Origin of the sequence: Mesorhizobium loti R88b (assembly GCF_013170845.1) — a bacterium.
GTDB lineage: Bacteria > Pseudomonadota > Alphaproteobacteria > Rhizobiales > Rhizobiaceae > Mesorhizobium > Mesorhizobium loti_B.
Genome location: NZ_CP033367.1, coordinates 833,660 through 851,244, shown reverse-complemented (window position 1 = coordinate 851,244; position 17,585 = coordinate 833,660). Strand labels below are relative to the sequence as shown.

At 63.0% G+C, this 17,585-nt stretch carries 16 protein-coding genes; 10 read left to right on the top strand and 6 right to left on the bottom strand.

Annotated features, from left to right (window positions below):
* Window positions 1–82: 82 nt before the first annotated feature.
* The 3 genes from EB235_RS04010 (at window position 83) to EB235_RS35080 (ending at window position 2,916) form a co-directional block, all read left to right on the top strand.
* Window positions 83–829, top strand: a complete 747-nt coding sequence (locus EB235_RS04010; RefSeq protein WP_027032240.1) for a GntR family transcriptional regulator — start codon at window positions 83–85, stop codon at window positions 827–829.
* 183 nt (window positions 830–1,012) lie between these two features.
* Window positions 1,013–2,527, top strand: a complete 1,515-nt coding sequence (locus EB235_RS04005) for a malonate--CoA ligase (protein ID WP_027032241.1) — start codon at window positions 1,013–1,015, stop codon at window positions 2,525–2,527.
* 254 nt (window positions 2,528–2,781) lie between these two features.
* Window positions 2,782–2,916 carry a hypothetical protein gene (locus EB235_RS35080; protein WP_281410546.1) on the top strand — a complete coding sequence of 45 codons (135 nt, stop codon included), beginning with the start codon at window positions 2,782–2,784 and terminating at the stop codon, window positions 2,914–2,916.
* A 433-nt stretch (window positions 2,917–3,349) separates the two neighbouring features.
* On the opposite strand, the gene EB235_RS04000 is transcribed toward EB235_RS35080, so the two are convergent.
* The 6 genes from EB235_RS04000 to EB235_RS03975 all read right to left on the bottom strand — a co-directional run bounded on the left by EB235_RS04000 (window position 3,350) and on the right by EB235_RS03975 (window position 10,470).
* A complete protein-coding gene (locus EB235_RS04000; protein ID WP_027032242.1) occupies window positions 3,350–5,413 on the bottom strand; it encodes an ABC transporter ATP-binding protein/permease in 2,064 nt (687 codons plus the stop codon).
* Window positions 5,414–5,486: 73 nt separating this feature from the next.
* Window positions 5,487–6,602 carry an NAD(P)/FAD-dependent oxidoreductase gene (locus EB235_RS03995; RefSeq protein ID WP_027032243.1) on the bottom strand — a complete coding sequence of 372 codons (1,116 nt, stop codon included), beginning with the start codon at window positions 6,600–6,602 and terminating at the stop codon, window positions 5,487–5,489.
* Between the two features lie 10 nt (window positions 6,603–6,612).
* On the bottom strand, window positions 6,613–7,785 hold the full coding sequence (gene nagA / locus EB235_RS03990) for an N-acetylglucosamine-6-phosphate deacetylase (protein ID WP_027032244.1): 1,173 nt from the start codon (window positions 7,783–7,785) through the stop codon (window positions 6,613–6,615).
* A complete protein-coding gene (locus tag EB235_RS03985; protein WP_027032245.1) occupies window positions 7,782–8,816 on the bottom strand; it encodes an SIS domain-containing protein in 1,035 nt (344 codons plus the stop codon). The genes nagA and EB235_RS03985 overlap by 4 nt, the downstream gene beginning before the upstream one ends.
* Window positions 8,813–9,595 carry a GntR family transcriptional regulator gene (locus tag EB235_RS03980; RefSeq protein WP_027032246.1) on the bottom strand — a complete coding sequence of 261 codons (783 nt, stop codon included), beginning with the start codon at window positions 9,593–9,595 and terminating at the stop codon, window positions 8,813–8,815. Before EB235_RS03980 ends, EB235_RS03985 begins: the two co-directional genes overlap by 4 nt.
* Window positions 9,592–10,470, bottom strand: a complete 879-nt coding sequence (locus EB235_RS03975; protein ID WP_027032247.1) for an N-acetylglucosamine kinase — start codon at window positions 10,468–10,470, stop codon at window positions 9,592–9,594. The genes EB235_RS03980 and EB235_RS03975 overlap by 4 nt, the downstream gene beginning before the upstream one ends.
* A 198-nt stretch (window positions 10,471–10,668) precedes the next feature.
* Between EB235_RS03975 and EB235_RS03970 the strand changes: the two genes are divergently transcribed.
* The 7 genes from EB235_RS03970 (at window position 10,669) to EB235_RS03940 (ending at window position 17,557) form a co-directional block, all read left to right on the top strand.
* On the top strand, window positions 10,669–11,619 hold the full coding sequence (locus EB235_RS03970; protein ID WP_027032248.1) for an N-acetylmuramic acid 6-phosphate etherase: 951 nt from the start codon (window positions 10,669–10,671) through the stop codon (window positions 11,617–11,619).
* Window positions 11,620–11,736: 117 nt separating this feature from the next.
* Window positions 11,737–12,996, top strand: a complete 1,260-nt coding sequence (locus EB235_RS03965; RefSeq protein WP_027032249.1) for an ABC transporter substrate-binding protein — start codon at window positions 11,737–11,739, stop codon at window positions 12,994–12,996.
* Between the two features lie 245 nt (window positions 12,997–13,241).
* On the top strand, window positions 13,242–14,171 hold the full coding sequence (locus EB235_RS03960; protein WP_027032250.1) for a carbohydrate ABC transporter permease: 930 nt from the start codon (window positions 13,242–13,244) through the stop codon (window positions 14,169–14,171).
* Between the two features lie 11 nt (window positions 14,172–14,182).
* On the top strand, window positions 14,183–15,022 hold the full coding sequence (locus EB235_RS03955; RefSeq protein WP_027032251.1) for a carbohydrate ABC transporter permease: 840 nt from the start codon (window positions 14,183–14,185) through the stop codon (window positions 15,020–15,022).
* Window positions 15,019–15,486, top strand: coding sequence for a DUF4304 domain-containing protein (locus tag EB235_RS03950; RefSeq protein ID WP_027032252.1), 468 nt, complete (start codon window positions 15,019–15,021; stop codon window positions 15,484–15,486). The genes EB235_RS03955 and EB235_RS03950 overlap by 4 nt, the downstream gene beginning before the upstream one ends.
* Before the next feature lies 1 nt (window position 15,487).
* A complete protein-coding gene (locus EB235_RS03945) occupies window positions 15,488–16,543 on the top strand; it encodes a Gfo/Idh/MocA family protein (protein WP_027032253.1) in 1,056 nt (351 codons plus the stop codon).
* 15 nt (window positions 16,544–16,558) lie between these two features.
* Window positions 16,559–17,557, top strand: a complete 999-nt coding sequence (locus EB235_RS03940; RefSeq protein WP_027032254.1) for an ABC transporter ATP-binding protein — start codon at window positions 16,559–16,561, stop codon at window positions 17,555–17,557.
* Window positions 17,558–17,585 lie beyond the last annotated feature (28 nt).

Below are 17,585 nucleotides of genomic sequence, written 5' to 3'. Positions count from 1 at the left end.
TGCAAGCACTGTATGGTACATGTACGGAAGGATTCTGTTCGGACTCGAATTGCCCACAAAAAATGGGGACAAGGAGTCAACTTTGACATACGGAGCTGCCAACCTGAACGACGACGGCACGGGATCCAAGAGCACGCTGGCCAGCACGGTCTATCATCAACTGCGAGATGATCTTCTCGGCGGTGCTCTTGAAACTGAAAGCAAGCTGCGGGTCGAGTGGGTTGTTTCCAAATATGGCGCTGGTGCCTCTCCGGTTCGTGAAGCCCTCAATCGCCTTGCCTCCGAGGGGCTTCTCGGTCGTCATGACCAGCGCGGCTTCTTCATCATGCCGGTCACTGCGATGGAGCTCGAGGAGCTGACGCGCACCCGCTGCTGGATCGAGGAGCGGGCGCTTCGCGAATCCATCGCCCACCGCACCGCCGAATGGGAAGAACAGCTGGTGCTGGCGCTGCATCGCCTGGGCCGCGCCTCGCGTCTTTCGCCGCAAGTTCTCTCGTCGTCGCTCAATCCGGATTGGGAGAAATTGCACCGCACCTTCCATCGGGCGCTGATTTCGGCCTGCCGGTCGCACTGGCTGGTGGGTTTCTGCGATCAGCTTTCCGATCATGCCTACCGCTACCGGCAAATGGCCAATGACGGCGAAAGCATCGGGCGCGACGATTTCGGCGAACACCGGCTGATCGCCGAATGCGCGCTGGATGGCAATGCCGACGGTGCCGTCCAGGCATTGATCGATCACTACCAGCTGACCGCGGCCATGTGCCTGGAACGCTTCAAGCAGAGCGAGGCCGCAAAGGTCGCCCCTTCGGCAGAACGGATCCGGAGGTAGCGTTCATTGCGGTTGTTAGGCCCTGCCGACAATCGCACCCCACCTTTTCAGCAGATGTGACGTGCTGGATCGCCGTTTGCGGTCTTGACGGCATGGCCGGGAAACGCGAACTCTTCGCCGCCGACGCATGCCGCCCGAAGAGCAAGCGCGGCGCCACCATTGCCCCCGCCGCAGGAAGACTTCATGAGCAATCATCTGTTCCATGCGTTCCGGTCCCGGATGCCGGCACCCGAACGTCTGTTGATGGAAACCGACGATGGGCGCTCGCTCAGCTATGGCGACATGCTGGCACGATCGGCGCAGCTCGCGCATGCGCTGCTGCAATTGGATGTAGAGCCCGGCGACCGGGTCGCCGTGCAGGTCGAGAAGAGCCCGGAGGCGCTGCTGCTCTATCTTGCCTGTGTGCGCGCCGGCGCCGTCTTCCTGCCGCTCAACACCGCCTATACGCTGACCGAGCTCGGCTATTTCTTCGAGGATGCAACACCTCGGATCATCGTCTGCGATCCGGCAAGGTCGGTGGATATCGGCCGGATGGTCGAGCCATCCGGTGCTGTCGTGGTCACGCTCGACCGCAATGGCCGGGGATCCCTTGCGGACCAGGCATCTAGGCAATCTTCCGAATTCCATGATGTCGAGCGGGGCGCGGACGATCTTGCCGCGATCCTTTACACGTCTGGAACCACCGGCCGCTCGAAAGGCGCCATGCTCAGCCACGAGAACCTGGCCTCGAACGCACGGGTGCTGGTCGATCAATGGCGCTTCACACCGAGTGATGCGCTAATCCACGCGCTGCCGATCTTCCACACGCACGGCCTGTTCGTCGCCACCAACGTCATCCTGATGGCCGGCGCCTCGATGCTGTTCGAACAGAAATTCGATCCGGCCCGCATCGTCTCATTGCTGCCGTGCGCCACGGCACTGATGGGCGTGCCGACCTTCTACACCAGGCTTCTGCAGCAGGAGGGCCTGGATCGCGAGGCCACGAAAAACATCCGGCTGTTCGTGTCAGGCTCGGCGCCGCTGCTGGCCGAGACGCACAAGGCCTGGCGCGAGCGCACCGGCCACGCCATCCTCGAACGCTACGGCATGACCGAGACCAACATGAACACCTCCAACCCCTATGATGGCGAGCGCCGCGCCGGCACGGTCGGCTTTCCCTTGCCTGGCGTGTCGCTGCGCATCGCCGATCCGGACAATGGCAAGCCGCTGGTCCAGGGCGAGGTCGGCATGATCGAAGTGAAAGGCCCGAACGTGTTTTCCGGCTACTGGCGCATGCCGGAAAAGACCAGGGCGGAATTCCGCGCCGACGGCTTCTTCATATCAGGTGACCTCGGCAGGGTCGACGCCGACGGCTATGTCCATATTGTCGGCCGCGGCAAGGACCTGATCATCTCAGGCGGCTACAACATCTATCCGAAGGAACTCGAAAGCGAGATCGACGCGCTTGCAGGGGTCCTGGAAAGCGCCGTCATCGGCGTCGCCCATCCGGATTTCGGCGAAGGCGTCACCGCGGTCGTCGTACGGACGCCGGCATCGCAGATCACCGGAGCTGAGATCCTCGGTGCCATCGCCGAACGGGTGGCCAAGTACAAGCACCCGAAACGGGTGATCTTCGTCGACGAATTGCCGCGCAACACGATGGGTAAGGTGCAGAAGAATCTCTTGCGCGATGCCTACAAGGATCTCTACGCGTCTTGAACACTCGCCGTGAGATGACCGGCGTGAATTCTTCCTTCGATCTGGCAACCAGTAGCCGCAGGGCATCCCGATTTTGTGTTTGTAATGGTATCGTAGGTCCATGACATTTACGCTTGTCCCATCTGCGATTTGGCCCTTCTCGGACAAAATGGCGGAGACTCGTCGGGAGGACTTGTACACGTTTGAGTTTGCCCAAATCGTGGAAATGCTAGTTTCTGGCGCTCGACGTTCAATGGTGAGGGGGGAGTTCAACGATGACCCATCTGGAAGATACTGCCGCCATTCTCTTGTCCGATATCGGGTGCGGCTACAAACTGACGTCAAAGCCGTTGATCTGTTTCATAACGGCGCCGGTGGGTATCGTGCTCAGTACTACAGTGATCCCTTGATAGGTGAGTTGGCTAATCAATATGTATGCAGACGCCTGTCAGAACTCGTTGTATCTTGGGGTTGCTCCTCAGCGGCAAGATCCTCGCTTTCGGCAGGGAGTGCAAAGGCTTGGATTGCCCAAGGTCGCTGGATACGCCCGCCTCGTAAAAACCTTCGGAACCTATTCGTAGAACGCTGGATGTGCGATCCGCGAATTGCAGATGCCGACAGACGGAAATTGTGGAAATTTTCGCAGCTGACGCCGACCGAGGAAGATAGAGTCGATCTGATAGGGGGTTGGCTCAGACGAAGCGATTTTTCTTCGCTCAGCGTGAATTATAAATCGGGTCGCTCGACCCAGATACACTGCCGTGGGTTCACCTAGCTTCCCGGGTCGGCTAGGCGATGGCCAAGCTTGCCGTCAGGCCGGGGCTCTAGATGCACGGTGCCGCTTTACTTCAGCTTACGCGGCCTTTCGGTCCTTGTACCGGAGCCCCACAAGGCGCGCTGAAGCAGGCTGCGTTTGCGGTTGCGTGGCGCAAGATCAATGTCCCCGACCAGTTTTGCACCGCCCTTGCGCCGCTCGAGCGTGATCTTGCGGGTGTGATAGACTTCCAGTTCGGCGCGGTGCGCGACGCTGACGATGGTGACATCGGGCAATTCGCGGATCACCGTTTCCATCATCTGGTCCTGGCTTTTTTCGTCCAGCGCCGAGGTCGCTTCGTCCAGCACGACGATGTCTGGGCGATGCAGCAAAAGGCGCGCGAAGGCGACCCGCTGCTTTTCGCCGCCCGACAGGGTCTGGTCCCAGGGCGCTTCCTCCTTAATCCGGCCGGCGAGATGGCCGAGGCCGACCTTGTCGAGGGCGGCGTTGATCTGCTCCAGCTTCCAGTGGTTGGCGGCAGCGGGATAGGCAACCACCCGGCGCAAGGTGCCGGACGGGATATAGGGCCGTTGCGGCAGCATAAACAACCGCTTGTCAGGATGGAAACTGACGCTGCCGCTTCCCCATGGCCACAGCCCTGCGATCGCCCGCACCAGCGTTGACTTGCCCGAGCCGGATTCGCCTGACACCAGCACCCGCTCGCCCGCTTCAACGCCGACTTCCGTTTCCTTGACCACGGACGTGCCGTCATCGAGTGTCACCGAGAGATTGTCGAGGGAGAGCATCGTATCGCCCTTGGTCTCGCCGCGCTGGATGCGCCCCAGCTCGTTGCTCTGTTCCGCGCGCTCCAGCCCGTCGAGCGACATCATCAGCGAGGCGATGCGGCGTGCCGAGGCGTTCCAGTCGGCCAAGCGCGGATAATTGTCGACCAGCCAGCCGAATGCACCCTGCACGATGGCGAAGGCGGAGGCAGCCTGCATGACTTGTCCGAGCGACATCGAGCCTTCGAGAAATTTTGGCGCGCAAAGCAGCACCGGCACGACCGGCGCGAACAGGCTCGACCCTTGCGAGACCACCGCCGTGCGCATGTGCTGGCCGGTCAGTTGCGCCCATCGCTTCAGCACGCCGGCAAAGGTCCTGTCGATGCCGCTGCGTTCCTCCTCCTCTCCGCCGAGCAAGGCGATGCTCTCGCCGTTTTCGCGCACGCGCGTCAGCACGTAGCGGAATTCTGCTTCCGTCTGGTTCTTCTCCTCGGACAGCCGCACGAAATCGCGACCGATAAAGAACATCGAGGTGGAGGTGATCGCGGCATAGATCACCGCTGTGATGACGAGGAAGCCGGGGACGGTGAAGGTCGAGCCTCCCAATGTAAAGTTCAAGGCTCCGCCGATCGTCCACAGCACCACGATGAAGGTCGAGGCCGAAAGGGTGGCGACAATCACGCCAGCGACGAAATCGACCGGCGCCTCGGTGGCGACCCGCAAATCCTCCGAGAGGCGGGCCTCGGGGTTCTGGTGGTCGCCATGCACCAGGTTCAGCTGGTAGTAGCGGCCGTTGGTGAGCCAGCGCGCTATCACCGAGGTGGTCAGCCAGGAGCGCCAGCGGCGCTGCATGGTCATGCGCAGATAGACCTGCGCGACGACAAGGCTGATGCTGCCAAGCACGAGCGGCACGAACACCGCGCTCAGGAAATAGACGCTATGGGCGTCGCGCTTCTCAATGGCGTCGAAGATCGAGCGGTTCCAGACATTGATCCCGTACTGGAAGCCGACATTGATAACGATCAGGATCAGCAGCCCGATCGTCAACGGCCAGCCGAGCCTGTCGCCGTGCCGGCCCCAATAGCCGCGTCCGCTGATCCAGAACCGCTTCAGCAGGTACTTCTTGCGCGCCTGTTCGACTTGCTCTGGCGTCAGCTGTGGATCGGGCTCGACGGCCTCCGGCGGCGGTGTCTCGTCGACGATCTCGGGAGCTGCCGCTTCGACGGTCGAGGCTCTCTTGTCGCGTGGCTTCTTTTCGCGCGGAACTTGGTCGCGCGTCCTCTCGTCAAGCGGCTTTTGCCGTCTCGGCTTAGGGGCGCCGCGCGGTTTATCGCCGTCGGCCGGTTTCGATCTGGGTTTCGCGTCGGACATGCGCCCCGACAACGGCCTCGAAATCGAAAGGTTTCATGACTTCAGCCGGTGAGGGACAAATTCTCAGCGGCGCCTATAACCGGGTATACAGCAGCTCGACGACATGGTCGGCGATCGCCAGGCTTGCCGTCAGGCCGGGGCTCTCGATGCCGAACAGATTGACGATCCGCCCGGCGCCATGATCGGCGGGGCCTTGGACCATGAAATCGGCCGCAGGCTGGCCGGGACCGGACAGTTTCGGCCTGATGCCGGCATAGGCAGGCTGCAAGGCGCCGTCGGCAAGGTCGGGCCAATAGCGCCGGATCGCTTCATAGAAGACAGCGCTTCGGCCGGAATCGACGGTGTAATCCACATGGTCGACCCATTCGACGTCAGGTCCAAAGCGTGCACTGCCGCTGAGGTCGAGCGTCAGATGGACGCCCAGGCCGCCTTCGACTGGAACTGGATAGATCAACCGCGAAAAGGGCGAGCGGCCCGAAATCGCGAAATAATTTCCGCGCGCCAGCCATTGCCGAGGGATGAGCCCCTCTGGGAAACCCTCGATCCGGCCGGCCACGGCCTGCGCCTCGAGGCCCGCGGCATTGATGAACGCACCGGCCTCCAGGACGAAGGTCTCGCCATTGGCATCGCGCGTGTCGATCCGGATCCCGTCGGCGTCGATCGTAGCCCCGGTGACCGAGGTGAGGAAAGCGAAAGACGCTCCGGCCGCTTCGGCGTCGCCGCGCAGCGACAACATCAAGGCATGGCTATCGACAATGCCGGTCGATGGCGACAGCAGCGCGCCGCTGCATGTCAGCGCCGGCTCCAGGCTTTCTGCCTCGCCACGCGTCAGAAGCGCGAGATCATCGACCCCGCAGCGCCGTGCATTGGCCTCGATCGCCCGCAGCCCATCCGTCTGGCCGGGCACGCTGGCAACGATCAGCTTGCCGGTCCGGGAATGAGCGACATTGTGCTCGGCGCAATAAGTGTAGAGCCGCCGGCGCCCTTCGACGCAGAGCCGGGCCTTCAGGCTCCCCGGTGCATAATAGAGCCCGGCATGGATGACTTCCGAATTGCGCGAACTGGTGACGGTGCCGATCGCGTCGGCCTGCTCGACCACCACCACCTCGCGGCCCGACAAGGCAAGCGCACGGGCAATGGCCAAACCGACGACGCCCGCTCCGGCGACGACACAATCGATTGTCTGCATGGCCTCGCTCTCAGTGTGGAGCGACAGCCTCGAACACCTTGCCGCCGCCGATCCAGACGCTTTCTATGTCGAGACCATCCGACAGCGCAACGATATCGGCGGCCGTGCCGTTGGCAAAGCGCCCAAGCCGGTGCGACTGGCCGATCGCCTGCGCCGGATAGAGCGAGGCCATGCGCAAGGCCTCGGACAGATCGATGCCGACGACATTGTGCATGAAGCGCACGGCCGAGATCATGTCGAGATCGGCGCCCGCCAGCGTGCCGTCGGCAAGCCTGAGACTCCCGTCCCGGCGGTAGATGGTGCGGCCGTTGAGGGTGAATGAGGTCATGTCGGTGCCGATCGTCGCCATGGCGTCGGAGACCAGAACGATCCTGCCGGGGCCTTTTTTTGCGTCGAGCGCAATCCTGATGGTGGCGGGATGGACATGGATGCCGTCGGCGATGAGCCCGGCGGACAAGGCGCCGATGTCGATCGCCGCGCCCGCCAGCCCGGGCTCGCGATTGCCGATCTGGCTCATGGCATTGAACAGATGGGTGACCACGCTGGCACCCGCCTCCGCGAAGGCCTTTGCCTTGAGATAACCGGTGTCGGAATGGCCGAGGCTGACAATGACTCCGGCCTTGGCCAAGGCAGCCACGCGCGCCGGTTCGACGGATTCGGGCGCGATCGTGGTGAGCAGCACCGGCAGCTTCTGCCGCGCCGCGATCAGCATTGCCTGGTCGGCATCCGTCATCGGCCGGATCAGCGCCGGATCATGCGCGCCCTTGCGGGCGATCGACAGATGCGGGCCTTCCAGATGCAGGCCGAGAAATCCAGCCACTTTCTGCAGCGCTGCCGCTTCGCCGGCGGCAACGGCAGAGGCGGTGATCGCTGATGTGTCGGTGATCAGCGTCGCCAGCAGCGCTGTCGTGCCGAACGGCGCATGCGCCTTGCAGATGGTCTCGATTGACGCGACATCGGGGTGGTCGTTGAGCATGACGCCGCCGCCGCCATTGACCTGGATGTCGACGAAGCCCGGCGCCAGGATGCCGCCGCCGGTCTCGACGACACTGATATCAGAGGGAATGGCGCCTATGGGCAAAATAGCCTCGACGAGGCCGTCGCGCACGACGAGGGCGTGGCCTTCATGCCAGTCGTCGCCGTCGAATATGCGGGCGCCAGTCAGGGCAAAACGGTCGCTCATACCGTCTCCGTCACCTTGCGAAGGTTGCGCGGCGTGTCCGGATCGAGGCCGCGATGGCGCGCGAACGCCTCGACGAACACGTAGAAGGAGACGATCAGCGTCAGCGGATCGGTCAGCGGGTGACCGGTGGCGACATGCGGCAGGCGCGTGGCGCGGTTGGCAAGCGCTGAGGTGACGAACACCGGCGCGCCCTTGGCCGCCAGGCCGTCGGCCGCCTCGGCGACGGACGGTTCGGAGGCATCGCGCGCGGCCAGCGCCAATACCGGAAAGTCGGGGCCGATCAGCGCCAGCGGGCCGTGCATGACTTCGGCCGCACTATAGGCCTCGGCATGCATGCCGCAGGTTTCCTTGAACTTCAGCGCCGCCTCATTGGCCATTGCCGCCGATGGGCCGCGGCCAAGGATGAACAGCGACTTCTGCTTCTCGATGGTTTCGGCGAGCACACCCATCCAGTCGCAGGCGATCGCTTTGCCGAAATGCTCAGGCAAGCGGGCAAGTGCGGCGAGAAGCGCATCATCGCCGGTGGAATGCGCCATCAGCGCGAGACCGGCAACGGCGGAATTGACGAAGGTCTTGGTTGCCGCGACGCTGCGCTCGGGGCCTGCCAGGATGTCGATCGCATAGTCCGAGGCGCGCGCCAGCGGCGAATCGGCGGTGTTGGTGATGGCGATGGTCAGTGCGCCGCCGGCGCGTGCGGTTTCAGCCATGGCAACAATGTCGGGGCTCTTGCCCGACTGCGAGATCGCCAGACACGCCGAGCCTTCAAGCCGCAGCTTGCGGCCGTAGATCGAAGCGATGGAGGGGCCGACCGAGGCGACGGCAAGGCCGGCGGTCAGTTCGACGGCATATTTCATGAAGGTGGCGGCATGGTCGGACGAGCCGCGCGCCACGGTGACGACGAAATGCGGGTCGCGTTCACGAATGCCGCGCCCGGCCTCGGCGAGCACGGCGCCGGAGCCATCGAGCAGGCGGGCAACGGCTTGCGGGATCTCCTCGATCTCGCGCTGCATATGGGTGGTGTTGGGGATCATGGTCGGCCCTCTTCGCTCGGCCCTGTCAGCCGCAGTTCGGCGACGAAATCATAGGCGTCGCCCCGGTAGATGGAGCGGGTGAATTCGATCACCTTGCCGCTCGCCAGATAGGAAATGCGTTCGATGTGCAGGCCGGCAATGCCAGGCGGTACTTCGAGCAGGCGCGCATCGCTGTCGCCGAGATTGGCGGCCGAGATGCGCTGCACCGCGCGCACTGGCCGGTTGCCGGTCAGTTGCAACGCCGCATAGAGCGAGGAACCGATGCCCGCCGGGTCGGGCAGCACGCTGGCCGACAGCGAGGCACGTTCGATGGCCAGCGGCGTGTCATTGGCGATGCGCAGGCGCGCCACGCGCGCCACCAGTTCGCTCGACGACAGGCCAAGCACCATCATCTCGTCGGGCGAGGGCGCGTAGAGCCCACGGTCGAGCCATTGCGAACGCACCGCCATGCCGCGCCGAGCCATGTCCTCGGTGAAGGAGGTCAGCCGCGACAGCGACTGCTCGACGCGCTCCATGCGCGGCGCCACGAAGGTGCCGGAGCCGTGGCGCTGGACCAGGATGCCGCCCTTCACCAGATCCTGCACCGCCTTGCGCACGGTGACGCGCGAAATGTCGGCCTTGGTGGCGATGTCGCGCTCGGAAGGCAGGGCATCGCCCGGCCCGATCAGGCCGCGATTGACCGCATCCTCGATGCTCTTGCGCAGCTGCAGATAGAGCGGCGCGCCGCTTTGCGAAGATTGTTTCAGCGTGGCGAAGATCTGGTCGGCGGCGTCGCTCATCGCGCCGCCTCCGGTTTGGCAAACAGACGAGCCGCCATCTGCACGGCGCCGCCCAATGCGTCGTCGAGCGGCGGCTTCAGGAGCGCCCGATAGCGTGCCGATAGGCGTGGCGCGTAAAGCGGTGCCAGCCCGCCAAGCAGGCAAAGCGGCGCGTCGTCCGCGAGGTTGAGCGCACCGAGTGAGGCCTCGACATCGGCGACCACCCTGTCCAGGATCCAGTTGGCGACGCTGTCGCCCTTTTCAGCATGCTCGAACACTTTCGGCGCGAAACCGCCGAAATCGCCGGGCTTGGCGTTGGTGGTGAATTCGACCACATCCTCGGGATTGTTGCGGAAGACGGCCAGCATGCTCTGCGTCAGCGGCGATGCCTCGCGGACGCCGTCATAGGCGAGCAATGTCTGTTCCAAGAGGTCGCGGCCGATGCGGGCGCCACTGCCTTGATCGCCGACCTGAAAACCCCAACCGCCGATGGCGCGCGACTTGCCGTTCCTGCGCGCCATATAGGCGGTGCCGGTGCCGAGGATAGCCATGGCGCCGTCGCCCGAGCCGACAGCCCCTTCAAGTGCGATCTCGGCGTCGGTCTCGACGCGGCTGATGCTGAACGGCAGGATCGCTTCGAGCTGCTGCCGGTAGGTGCCGACATTGGCGCCGGCGAGGCCGAGAATGGCTGGTGTCTGCGGGATCAGCTCCGGATTCTGCCCGGCGGCGATGAACGCCTGCCGCGCCGCCTCGACAATGTTCGAGCGGGCGCCGGTCAGGTCGGTGCGGATGTTGGCGGCGCCGCTTTTGGCGCGGCCGACCACAGCGCCGTCCACCGTTGCAAGAGCGGCCCTGCAGCTGGTGCCGCCGCCATCGATACCGAGCACGAATTTCACGCGATTTCTCCTCCGGGCGGATAATACCAATAAAATACCAATAGCCAAGGATTAATTTCCGTTCCAAAAAGATTAAGGCGTATTTTATTGAAAAACTTACGCATTTCGCCGGCTCAGTGATTTCCTGCCTGCGAATTCGTTAATGCGTGTGGACAAGTGGTATTTTTTTGGTATTGTTTCCGCATTGGAGGAACCGGGATGGCCGAAACGCGCACCGAAGCGCTTCACCAAAATGCCGAGGGGCTGGATATCCAGGCCCCGGAAGTCATCCTTGCTTCGCTGGCCGACGCCCAAGTCGAGGCCGCGAAAGTCGTCCGCAACGCCATTCCATCCATCGCTGTGGCCGCTGAAATCATCGCTGGCCGGCTGCAAAGCGGCGGCAAGCTTGCCTATGCCGCGGCCGGCAGTTCCGGCTTGATGGCGCTGGCCGACGCATTAGAACTTCCCGGCACCTTTGGTATCCAGCGCGACCGCATCGCCATCCTTATCGCCGGCGGCGACGAGGCATTCAGGACGCTGGCCGGTGGGCCGGAGGACGATACCGAGGAGGCAGCCGGAGCGGTCATCAATGCTGGCATCGGTAGGGGTGACTGCCTGATCGCCATTTCCGCCAGCGGCACGACGCCCTATGCGGTGCGCGCCATGCAGGAGGCGGCGCGCGGCGGTGCTGCCACCATCGGCATCGCCAACAACCGGGATTCAGCCCTGCTGCGTCAGGCGCAAACCGCCATCCTGCTCGAGACGCCGCCGGAGGTGATCGCCGGCTCGACGCGCATGGGCGCCGGCACGGCCCAGAAGATCGCGCTCAACATGCTGTCGACACTGACCGCCGTCCATCTCGGCCATGTCCATGACGGCTACATGGTCAACCTCACGGCCGACAATATCAAGCTGCGCGACCGCGCGGCGCGCATCGTCGCTGCCGTCAGCGGGCGCAGCACAGACGATGCGGCGCGCCTGCTCGAGAGGAGCGGCGGCGCCGTCAAGACCGCCATTCTGCTTGCCGCCGGCGCCGACAACGCCGATGCGGCCGAGAAACTGCTGGAAGGGGCCGGCCAAAGGCTGCGGCCGGCACTTTCCGCGCTGGGGCATGATCCCGAAAAGTGGAACCCGCTTTTCGGAAAAGATCATGCCCGAACAAAGAAGTAGGGCCTGGTTCATCCCGATTTCCATCGGGGTGAAACGGGCTTGCGAGGGGAGCAAGGGGTCAAAAGCCCCTGTTCTCATCAAAACCGAACCTGAAAAAGGTCAACAGGGAGACTGAGCATGACAACGAAACTACTGACGGCACTGCTTCTGGGTACCAGCATTCTCGGCTCGGCCGGGCTTGCCCACGCCGAGGACGTAACGCTCAACATCGAAAGCTGGCGCGGCGACGACCTTGCCATCTGGAAGGACAAGCTGATCCCGGCCTTCGAAGCCAAGAACCCCGGCATCAAGGTGGTGTTCGCACCATCGGCTCCAACCGAATATGACGCTGCGCTGGGCGCCAAGCTCGCCGCCGGCTCGGCTGGCGACCTGATCACCTGCCGCCCGTTCGACAAGTCGCTTGAACTGTTCAAGAAGGGCAACCTTGCCGATCTCTCGGCGCTGCCCGGCATGGAGAATTTCTCGCCCGTAGCCAAGTCCGCCTGGCAGACCGATGACGGCAAGGCGAGCTTCTGCGTGCCGATGGCCTCGGTCATCCATGGCTTCATCTACAACAAGGACGCCTTCGAAAAGCTCGGCATCAAGATCCCGACGACCCGCGACGAGTTCTTCGCCGCGCTCGACAAGATCAAGGCCGACGGCACCTACATCCCGATGGCGATGGGCACCAAGGACCTCTGGGAAGCCGCGACCATGGGCTACCAAAACATCGGCCCCAACTACTGGAAGGGCGAGGACGGCCGTGCGGCGCTGATCAAGGGCGATCAGAAGCTGACCGACAAGGACTGGGTTGCTCCCTATGAGGAACTGGCCAAATGGAAGCCGTATCTCGGCGACGGTTTTGAAGCCCAGACCTATCCGGACAGCCAGAACCTGTTCACGCTCGGCCGCGCTGCCATCTATCCGGCCGGCTCGTGGGAAATCGGCCTGTTCAACACCCAGGCCCAGTTCAAGATGGGCGCCTTTCCGCCTCCGGTCGAAAAGGCCGGCGACACTTGCTACATCTCCGACCATACCGATATCGGCATGGGCCTGAATGCGGGTTCGAAGCACGCCGACGCGGCCAAGACCTTCCTGTCCTGGGTCGCCTCGCCGGATTTCGCCACCATCTACGCCAACGCGCTGCCGGGCTTCTTCAGCCTGAACTCCGCGCCGGTGAAGATGGCGGACCCGCTGGCACAGGAATTCGTCTCCTGGCGCGGCAAGTGCAAGTCGACGATCCGCTCGACCTACCAGATCCTGTCGCGCGGCACGCCGAACCTCGAAAACGAGACGTGGGTTGAATCGGCCAACGTCATCAACGGCACCGACACGCCGGAAGCTGCCGCCAAGAAGCTGCAGACCGGTCTCGACAGCTGGTATAAGCCGGCGAAGTAAGAGCTCAGGCAACGGAGCCGGCCGGGCGCAAGCCCGGCCGGCTCCGGACAACCCTAGCTTTCAGACCGTTCAGATAGCGATTGTCGGCACCGCCTCGCGGCCTTACCCTTGCGTTCCTGGGGAAGGCTAGCTGATCAGTCGCAGGCCTTTGTTCTTGCCATATTGGGCAAGGGCTTCGGGTCGTGCATCGAGGCACTTCTAGCATCGACACCATTTGGAACCGAGAGACGGCGGGGACCGAACTCATGGCCGCAGAAACACGACCGAAAAGACCGACCCGCTGGCACATCGGCGTCTTCCTGGCGCCGGCCGTGCTGGTCTACACGGCGATCATGATCCTGCCGCTCGCCGGCACGCTGCAGCTGTCGCTGTTCCGCAACATCAACGAGTCCCAGGTCTTTGTCGGACTGGCGAACTTCCGCACCCTGTTCGGCGACCCCAACTGGTCGGTGGGGTTCTGGAATGCGCTGAGGAACAACACCTGGTTCTTCATGACCCACATGCTGGTGCAGAACCCGATCGGCGTTCTTCTGGCCGCACTTCTGTCCAGCCCGCGGCTGAGATTTGCCGCCTTCTACCGCACGGCGATCTTCGTGCCGACCATCCTGTCCTTCGTCATCGTCGGTTTCGCCTGGAAGCTGATCCTGTCGCCGCTGTGGGGCGTGGCGCCGCATCTGATGGATCTGGTCGGCCTGAAAAGCCTGTTCACGCCATGGCTAGGCAAGGAACAGTATGCACTGACCGCGCTCAGCCTGATCTCGGTTTGGCAGTTCGTCGGCATCCCGATGATGCTGATCTACGCAGCGCTGCTTTCGATCCCCGAAGAAGTGATCGAGGCGGCCGAATGCGATGGCATTACCGGCCTGTCGCAGTTCTGGAAGATCAAGCTGCCGCTGATCCTGCCGTCCATCGGCATCATCTCGATCCTCACCTTCGTCGGCAATTTCAACGCCTTCGACCTGATCTACACCGCGCAGGGCGCGCTCGCCGGGCCGAACTATTCGACCGATATTCTCGGCACCTTCCTCTACCGCGCCTTCTTCGGCTTCCAGCTGCAGGTCGGCGATCCCAACATGGGTGCGGCGATCGCCACGATGATGTTCCTGATCATCCTCGGCGGCGTCTGCGTCTACCTCTTCCTCGTCCAGACGCGCCTGCGTCGCTACCAGTTTTAGAGGGGCAAGAGATGAGCACCGCCACCCGTTCGCTCCCCCGCACCATCGGCGCCCACGCGATCCTTTTGACCTACACGGCGATCGCGCTGTTTCCGGTGATCCTGGTCATCATGAACTCGTTTAAATCCCGCGCGGGCATCTTCAGTGAACCGCTGACGCCGCCGACGCCAAAGACCTTCGACCTGATCGGCTACACAATGGTGATCGGCCAGGGCGACTTCATCCATTATTTCCAGAACAGCCTCGTCGTCACCGTCGCCTCATTGTTCTTCGTGCTTTTGTTCGGCGCCATGGCGGCGTTTGCGCTGTCGGAATACCGGTTTCGCGGCAACACGCTGATGGGGCTTTATCTCGCCCTCGGCATCATGATCCCGATCCGTCTCGGCACCGTTGCCATCCTGCAATTGATGGTGGCGAGCGGGCTGGTCAACACACTGACGGCGCTGATCCTGGTCTACACCGCGCAAGGCCTGCCGCTGGCAGTATTCATCCTGTCGGAATTCATGAAGCAGGTGTCCGACGATCTGAAGAATGCCGGCCGCATCGACGGCCTGTCGGAATACACCATCTTCTTCCGCCTGGTGCTGCCGCTGGTGCGGCCATCGATGGCGACGGTCGCCGTCTTCACCATGATCCCGATCTGGAACGATCTGTGGTTCCCGCTCATCCTGGCGCCGTCGGAAGAGACCAAGACGGTGACGCTCGGCGCCCAGCTGTTCCTTGGCCAGTTCGTCACCAACTGGAACGCCATCCTGGCGGCGCTCTCGCTGGCGATCATGCCGGTGCTGATCCTCTACGTCATCTTCTCGCGGCAGCTGATCCGCGGCATTACTTCCGGAGCCGTCAAGTGAGCGAGGGGCAAGAGGCCATCGTGCAGGCTCTCGTTGAGACAGGGAGCCGCTATGGATTCCGGGGCGTTCGCGCCAAAAATTTCTATCGAGAGCGGCCGGAAACGATCTGTGTGCTGAACCTTCAGAAGTCTTCCTGGGGGCCACAGTTCTATCTGAACGCCGCAGTGTGGTTCACGCGGCTTGGGCCGGAGCGCCGGCCGAAGGAATACAATTGCCACATCATCTGGCGAGTCGACTCGTTGATGACTAGCGAGCAATCCAAAGCATTTGAAGGGGCGCTCAATCTGGCTCATTCGATCCCGGATGACCGGAGATCTTCTCTGATCAAAGAAGGGGTCGATACATACGGCTTTGGGCTTCTGGCCCGTTGCGAGAGCGAAGAGGCTGCCCTGCAGATCGCCGATGAGAACGGCCCGAATGTGAGGGTAGCTCTCGCAGCCCGCAAGCAAGAAAAGGCAGATTGAAATGGCTCAACCTCTTCGTGTCGTCGTCGCCGGGCTCGGCAATATGGGCCGCAGCCATGCGCTGGCCTATCACACCAATCCGGGCTTCGAGATCGCCGCACTCATCAACCGCTCCGACGTGCCCCTGCCGGACGGGCTGTCGGGCTATGGCATCAGGCGCTCCTTCGACGAGGTGCTGCTTGACGAAAAGCCCGATATCGCTTGCATCGCCACCTATTCCGACAGCCATGCCGACTATGCGGTCAAGGCGTTCGAGGCGGGCTGCCATGTCTTCGTCGAAAAGCCGCTGGCAACGACAGTGGCCGATGCAAAGCGCGTCGTCGCGGCCGCCAAGGCCAATGGCAGGAAACTGGTGATCGGCTACATCCTGCGCCATCACCCGTCCTGGGTCAGGCTGATCGCCGAGGCGCGCAAACTCGGCGGCCCCTACGTCTTCCGCATGAACCTCAACCAGCAATCCTCAGGGCCGACCTGGGAGACGCACAAGCAGCTGATGCAGACGACCTCGCCGATCGTTGACTGCGGCGTCCACTATCTCGACGTGATGCTGCAGATCACCGACGCCAGGCCGGTCGAGGTGCGTGGCATGGGGCTGCGGCTGACCGAGGAAGTAGCGCCGACCATGTACAATTACGGCCATCTGCAGGTGCTGTTCGATGACGGTTCGGTCGGCTGGTACGAAGCCGGCTGGGGTCCGATGATTTCCGAAACCGCCTTCTTCGTGAAGGATGTCATCTCACCCAAGGGCTGCGTGTCGATCGTCATGAAAGAGGGTGTGAAGTCGGATGATATCGACACCCACACCAAGACCTCGACCATCCGCCTGCACAGTGCGGAGACCGGCCCGGACGGCAAGTTCGTCAAGCCCGATGAAATGCTGTCGATGGAAGGCGAACCCGGTCACCAGGACCTCTGTGACCTCGAACAGGCCTTCGTGCTGAAGGCGATCCGCGAGGATCTGGATCTCACCAAGCACATGGACGACGCGGTGAAGTCGCTCGCCGTCTGCCTTGCCGCCGACGAGAGCGTGCGCAGCGGCGCCGCCGTCAAACTCTAGAACAGGGACGAAGCCGTGGGCTCGCTGAAGATCGAAAATGTGAAGAAGGCCTTCGGGCCGGTCGAGGTGCTGAAGGGCATCAACCTCGAAGTGACCGATGGCGAATTCGTCGTCTTCGTCGGCCCGTCCGGCTGCGGCAAGTCGACCTTGCTCAGGGTTATCGCCGGGCTGGAGGATTCGACCTCGGGCCGGGTGGTCATCGATGATGTGGACGTCTCCACCATACCGCCGGCAAAACGCGGCATCGCCATGGTGTTCCAGACCTACGCGCTCTACCCGCATCTGACGGTGAAGAACAATATGGGCCTCGGCCTCAAGCAGGCCGGCACGCCGGCGGCCGAGATCGAGCGCCGCATCGGCATCGCCTCGTCGATGCTGTCGCTGGGGCCCTATCTGGAGCGACGGCCGGCCGAACTCTCCGGCGGTCAGCGCCAGCGCGTCGCCATCGGCCGCGCCGTGGTGCGGGAGCCAAAACTGTTCCTCTTCGACGAGCCGCTGTCGAACCTCGATGCGGCGCTCCGCGTCAACACGCGGCTGGAAATTGCGCAGCTGCACCGCCGGCTGAAGGCAACGATGATCTACGTCACCCACGACCAGGTAGAGGCAATGACGCTGGCCGACAAGATCGTGGTGCTGAACTCCGGCCGCATTGAGCAGATCGGTGGCCCGATGGAGCTTTACAATTCGCCGGCAAATGAATTCGTCGCCGGTTTCATCGGCTCGCCGAAGATGAACTTCATCGACGGCGCCAGGCTTGGCGAGACGGCCAAGACCATCGGCGTGCGGCCCGAGCATCTGACGGTCGATACGAAGTCAGGTGCCTGGAAGGGTACGGTGGTGCACGCCGAGCATCTGGGCGCCGATACCAATCTCTATCTCGATTGCGAGAAAGCCGGGCTGATTACGGTGCGGATTTTCGGTGTGTATGATGCCGAGCCCGGCGCGACGCTGTACGCGACGCCCGAGCCTGGGAAGACCTATCGGTTTGGGGCGGATGGGAAGGTGGTGAAGTAGATATGCCAAGGCTCCTTTCCTCTCCCCC

What these genes read in the sequence shown, in the direction of transcription:
- EB235_RS04005 (WP_027032241.1), top strand. Translation starts at nt 1,013, where the DNA reads ATGAGCAATCATCTGTTCCATGCGTTCCGGTCCCGGATGCCGGCACCC.
- EB235_RS35080 (WP_281410546.1), top strand. Translation starts at nt 2,782, where the DNA reads ATGACCCATCTGGAAGATACTGCCGCCATTCTCTTGTCCGATATCGGG.
- EB235_RS04000 (WP_027032242.1), bottom strand. Translation starts at nt 5,413, where the DNA reads ATGTCCGACGCGAAACCCAGATCGAAACCGGCCGACGGCGATAAACCG.
- EB235_RS03995 (WP_027032243.1), bottom strand. Translation starts at nt 6,602, where the DNA reads ATGCAGACAATCGATTGTGTCGTCGCCGGAGCGGGCGTCGTCGGTTTG.
- nagA (WP_027032244.1), bottom strand. Translation starts at nt 7,785, where the DNA reads ATGAGCGACCGTTTTGCCCTGACTGGCGCCCGCATATTCGACGGCGAC.
- EB235_RS03985 (WP_027032245.1), bottom strand. Translation starts at nt 8,816, where the DNA reads ATGATCCCCAACACCACCCATATGCAGCGCGAGATCGAGGAGATCCCG.
- EB235_RS03980 (WP_027032246.1), bottom strand. Translation starts at nt 9,595, where the DNA reads ATGAGCGACGCCGCCGACCAGATCTTCGCCACGCTGAAACAATCTTCG.
- EB235_RS03970 (WP_027032248.1), top strand. Translation starts at nt 10,669, where the DNA reads ATGGCCGAAACGCGCACCGAAGCGCTTCACCAAAATGCCGAGGGGCTG.
- EB235_RS03965 (WP_027032249.1), top strand. Translation starts at nt 11,737, where the DNA reads ATGACAACGAAACTACTGACGGCACTGCTTCTGGGTACCAGCATTCTC.
- EB235_RS03960 (WP_027032250.1), top strand. Translation starts at nt 13,242, where the DNA reads ATGGCCGCAGAAACACGACCGAAAAGACCGACCCGCTGGCACATCGGC.
- EB235_RS03955 (WP_027032251.1), top strand. Translation starts at nt 14,183, where the DNA reads ATGAGCACCGCCACCCGTTCGCTCCCCCGCACCATCGGCGCCCACGCG.
- EB235_RS03945 (WP_027032253.1), top strand. Translation starts at nt 15,488, where the DNA reads ATGGCTCAACCTCTTCGTGTCGTCGTCGCCGGGCTCGGCAATATGGGC.